Annotated in this window: 2 protein-coding genes and 1 riboswitch; of the genes, one reads left to right on the top strand and one right to left on the bottom strand. The window is 73.9% G+C overall.

The genetic code is table 11. The annotated features are described in order from the left end of the window. Window positions 1-298 precede the first annotated feature (298 nt). Window positions 299-2,590 (bottom strand): 5-methyltetrahydropteroyltriglutamate--homocysteine S-methyltransferase, encoded by a 2,292-nt coding sequence (gene metE / locus ACWGL3_RS31000; RefSeq protein ID WP_267945903.1) that lies wholly within the window; start codon window positions 2,588-2,590, stop codon window positions 299-301. Between the two features lie 160 nt (window positions 2,591-2,750). Further along, window positions 2,751-2,925: riboswitch (cobalamin riboswitch) on the bottom strand. A gap of 262 nt (window positions 2,926-3,187) precedes the next feature. On the opposite strand from metE, the gene ACWGL3_RS31005 reads away from it, so the two are divergent. Further along, window positions 3,188-4,741: a polysaccharide deacetylase family protein gene (locus ACWGL3_RS31005; RefSeq protein WP_267950467.1), complete on the top strand. Its 1,554-nt coding sequence runs from the start codon at window positions 3,188-3,190 to the stop codon at window positions 4,739-4,741. Window positions 4,742-4,846: the final 105 nt, after the last annotated feature.

Genomic DNA, 4,846 nt, shown 5'->3' on the forward strand with positions numbered 1-4,846 from the left:
GATGAACGCTACGAGCGCAGGTGTCGCCGGTCGAGCTCGGCCGCGAAGAAACTCGCTGCCGCCTTCAGGATCTCGTTCGCCCGTCCACGTCGATCGCCAGCAGGGCGGTACGCCCCGGCGTGGCGGTGGCGATCCGCTGCCCGAACGGGCCGGTGTGCCGTAGCCCGGTGAGCGGGTCGGAGCTGGCCTGCTCGCGCAGCCGGGCGAGCGTACGCAGCCCGACCGGGCGCCCGCGCGCTCGCGGAGACCGCCGGCCGCCTCGCCCCGGAGGCTCCCGGACCGGGCACGCAACACCCCGCTAGCGGGCGCCGGGCAGGTCGGCACGGACCCGGCGGGCGGCCTCCACCATGTTGCGCAGGGCCTGCTCCGCCTCGGCGTAGCCGCGCGTCTTGAGACCGCAGTCGGGGTTGACCCACAGGCTCCCGGCGTCGATGTGCGCGACGGCCAGCCGCAGCGAGCCCTCGATCTCCTCCACGGACGGCACCCGCGGTGAGTGGATGTCGTACACGCCGGGCCCGATCCCCCGCCTGTAGCCGCGGCGGCCCAGGTCCTCCACCAGCTCCATCCGGGAGCGGGCGGCCTCGACGCTGGTCACGTCGGCGTCCAGCGCCTCGATGCCGCCGACGATGAGGCCGAACTCCGAGTAGCACATGTGCGTGTGGATCGTCGTGGACGGCGACACACCGGACGTGGCCAGGCGGAAGGAGTTCACCGCCCAGTCCAGGTAGGCGGCGCGCCGCTCCTCGCGCAGCGGCAGGAGCTCGCGCAGGGCCGCCTCGTCCACCTGGATGTGGCGGATGCCCGCGCGCTCCAGGTCGGCGACCTCGTCCCTCAGGGCCAGGCCCACCTGGCGGGCGGTGTCGCCCAGCGGCTGGTCGGTGCGCACGAACGACCAGGCGAGCATGGTCACCGGACCGGTCAGCATGCCCTTGACCGGCTTGTCGGTGCGCGACTGGGCGTAGGTGGTCCACTCGACGGTCATCGGCTCGGGGCGCGAGACGTCGCCGAACAGGATCGGCGGGCGGACGCACCGCGAACCGTAGGACTGCACCCAGCCGTTCTCGGTGGTGGCGTAGCCCTCCAGCTGCTCGGCGAAGTACTGGACCATGTCGTTGCGCTCGGGCTCGCCGTGCACGAGCACGTCCAGGCCGATCTCCTCCTGGAGCGCGACGACCCGGTCGATCTCCTCCCGGAGGATCTGCCTGTAGGCGTCCTCCGCCAGGGAGCCCCGCCGGTGCGCGGCGCGGGCGCGGCGCAGTTCCGCGGTCTGGGGGAACGACCCGATGGTGGTCGTGGTCAGCGGCGTGTCCGTGGGGGCGCCCCTGTCCTGGGGGCGCTCGTAGGCGTCCGGGCCCAGGGCGTCCAGGCGGGCGCGCACGCGGGCGTCCGTGAAGGCAGGACCGCCGCCGGCCCCGCCCGCCGCGTACTCGGCCTCGGCCCCCTCCGAGAGGACGCGGCCGAGGAGGGCCGTCTCGTACGCCTTCTGCTTGGCGAAGGCCAGGGCCTCGCGCAGCTCGGGGGCGAGGGAGGTCTCCGCGTCGAGGTCGATCGGCACGTGCAGGAGCGAGCAGGACGTGCTCACCGTCAGCTCGTCCGTGAGGGCGAGCAGGGTGCCGAGCGCGGCCACGGCGGCCGGGACGTCGGTCCGCCAGACGTTGCGGCCCTCCACCACCCCGGCGACCAGGCGGGTGCCGCCGAGGCCCGAGACCTTGACGAGGTCGTCGACGCCCTCGCCGTCGGTGACCAGGTCCAGGCCGACGGCCTCCACCGGTGAGTCCTTCAGGACCCGCAGTGCGGGCGCCCCGATGGAGCCGAAGTAGGTCGAGACCAGGAGGGAGGGGCGCTCGGTGAGGGAGCCCAGGCGCCGGCAGACCCGCTCCAGGAGCCCGACGGCGGCGCGTCCCTCGTCGGTGGCCAGGATCGGCTCGTCCAGCTGCACCTCGGCGGCCCCCGCGGCGGAGAGGCCGGCGAGGAGCTGGGCGTAGGCGTCCAGGAGCTGGTCGAGCAGCTCGACGGGGCGCCAGCCCTCGGGGGCGTCGTCCGCGGCCTTGGCCAGCAGGAGGAAGGTGAGCGGGCCGACCAGGACCGGGCGGGTCGGGAAACCCGCCTCGGCCGCCTCCCGGAACTCGGCGAGGGGCTTGTCACCGACCAGGCGCGGGCGGGTGCTCGGCGACAGCTCGGGGACCAGGTAGTGGTAGTTGGTGTCGAACCACTTGGTCATCTCCAGCGGCGGGGCGCCCTGCTCGCCCCGGGCGAGGGCGAAGTAGCGGCGCAGCTCCTCGTCGCGGTCGCCGGCGGCGGCCGGCGAGGCGAACCGGGAGGGCACCAGGTCGAACAGGACCGCGGTGTCCAGGACGTGGTCGTAGTACGAGAACGTGTTGGACGGGATGTCGTCGACTCCCGCCTCGCGCAGCTGGGCGTAGACGCCCAGGCGCAGGCCGGCGGCGATGCCGTCCAGCTCCTCCGCGGCGGTCTCGCCCCTCCAGTACGACTCGCAGGCGCGCTTGAGTTCCCGGTTCGGGCCGATCCGGGGGTAGCCGTGCACGGTGGAGCGCACGGACGGCCGGGAGGCCTCGGGGGTGTGGGGCATGAGCTTCTCTCCCTCGTCGAAAGCCGGGTACCGGCCGCGGGGGTGAGCGAGGACGCGGGCATGCCCGGGGCCACGCCGTGGGCGTGTGCGCCTGCCGCCGCTCCTCGGCCCTCCCTCGGGGCACGGGACCACCGGCGGCACGGGTGCGCCGCCGGGTGGAGGCAGGTCTTCGGACTCGGGGGCGCGGACGGCGCGGACGCCGTCCTCCTACTGGCCGCCGCTTCCCGGTTTCCGACCTTTCCGACCGGATTACCAGTGCTTATGGCGACGTTCGTTCCCTCATACCGCTGCGGGGCAGTCCCGGAGTCGCACCGGGTTCCCTCTTGCGACACACCCCTCCCCTTCCGGGCGCGGCCCGGGTTCTGGGGTGGAGCATGTACCTTCCACGCCTGCAAGTATAGGGAGCACCCCTCCGCCCCTGTACCCGGCGTGCTGCCCTGTGCCCCCGGCCGGAATCAGCGCGAACCCCTGTTGCGCGGCCGGCGTCACAACCGACATGAAGCGTCGCGGGGCCGAGTCCTCCCCCGTGCTCCCCGCGATCGTTCGTCTGAAGATGTACGTGGAGAACCCCTGGTGAACAAGCAGTCCCAACCGACCATGGCCCCCGGTCACCCCCTGTCCACGATCGCGGTCGCGCTGGCGGTCGTCGCGGGGCTGGTCTGGCTGGCCGTCACCCCGCCCGGCGTGCTCGCCTCCGAACCCGTGAGCGATACGCACCCGGGGTCGGCGGACGGCGGACCGGAGGCGGGCCCGCCCGCCGCCGGCGAGCCCGACGGGCTGACGGTGGTCGACCCCGACGACGTGGTGGACCTGGCCGAGGCCGAGCTCGCCCGCGAGGGCGGGGTGGCCGCGGAGGTCTCCTACCCGGTCGTCCCCGACGCCGACCCGCTGAGCGACTTCCTGGACCGCGCGCTGTCCGCCGAGGTGGACGCCTTCGAGGCGGCCAACCCCGGAGCGGTCTCCTTCGAGTCCGCGTGGAACCTGACGGCGGCCAACGACGACATCGTCGGGGTCCGCGTGACCCGTGAGGAGACCGACTCCGAGGGAACCCGTGAGGGATACACCACCTACTGGTACGACGCCCTCACCGGCTCGACCCACCCCTCCACCGCCCTGATCGCCGGCCAGGGGGAACTGGAGGAGCTGAACGGCCTCGTGCGGGACGCCCTCCCGGGGACCGCGGCTCCGGACGCGGTGCACCCGATCGCCTCGCTGTACGACTCCGTGGGGTTCAACCCCGCCGGCGACCTCGTCGTGGAGTTCGACGCGGGACAGGTCGCCCCCGTGGAAGAGGGCAGGACCCACGCCGTCGTCGCCGCCTCGGAGTCCGCCCCCCTGCTGTCGGACCTGGGCGAGCGCGCGCTGCGCTCGGCGACCCGGGGCGTCCGCGACTTCGCCGTCGCGGCCCCGCCCCGGGAGGAGGAGATCAGCCGTGAGACGGCCGTCCCCGGGGTCCTGCCGCCCGCGGGCGAGGACGTCGACTGCTCCGCCCCCGGGTCCAAGTGCGTGGCCCTGACCTACGACGACGGCCCGGGCGGACGCACGCCCGAACTGCTGGACATCCTGGCCGAGTACGACGCCCGCGCGACGTTCTTCGTCACCGGCTACCCGGTCATGGAGGATCCGCGCACCGTGAGGCGCGCCTACGCGGAGGGCCACGAACTGGCCAACCACACCCTCTCCCACCCCGACCTGGCCGGGCTCGGAGCGGGCGGGATCCGTTCCGACCTCGAAACCGTGCAGGCCCTGGTGTACCGCGAGACCGGGTACACCATGGACCTCATGAGGCCCCCCTACGGGTCCACCGACGCGGAGGTCGCCTCGGTGACCGCCGACATGGGCCTGGCCCAGATCCTGTGGAGCATCGACACCAACGACTGGAAGGACCGCAAGTCGTCGGTGGTCGCGGACCGCGCCGTCGACGGCGCCTCCCCCGGGGCGATCATCCTCATGCACGACATCCACGACACGACGGTCGACGCCTCCCGCGCGATCGTCCGGGAACTGGACGAGCGCGGCTACACCATGGTCACCGTCTCCCAGCTGCTCGGCGCCACCGAGCCGGGCGAGGCCTACGTCGACGGGGCCCCCGAGCCCCCCGCCGAAACGGAAGGGGACGGCGGGGAACCGGAGGGGGACGAGGCGGCCTGAGGCCCGCGGGGTCCCGGGGCCGGCGGGGCCCGGCGACCCCGGCCGCGACGCTCCGGACGGGTGCGGACCCGCACCCCCTCCTGTGGCGGTGACCACATGTGGTCG

Source organism: Nocardiopsis sp. NPDC055824 (genome assembly GCF_053616335.1).

Bases quoted from the DNA above. Each gene is read 5' to 3' on its own strand.
- metE (WP_267945903.1), bottom strand. From the start codon at position 2,590: ATGCCCCACACCCCCGAGGCCTCCCGGCCGTCCGTGCGCTCCACCGTG.
- ACWGL3_RS31005 (WP_267950467.1), top strand. From the start codon at position 3,188: ATGGCCCCCGGTCACCCCCTGTCCACGATCGCGGTCGCGCTGGCGGTC.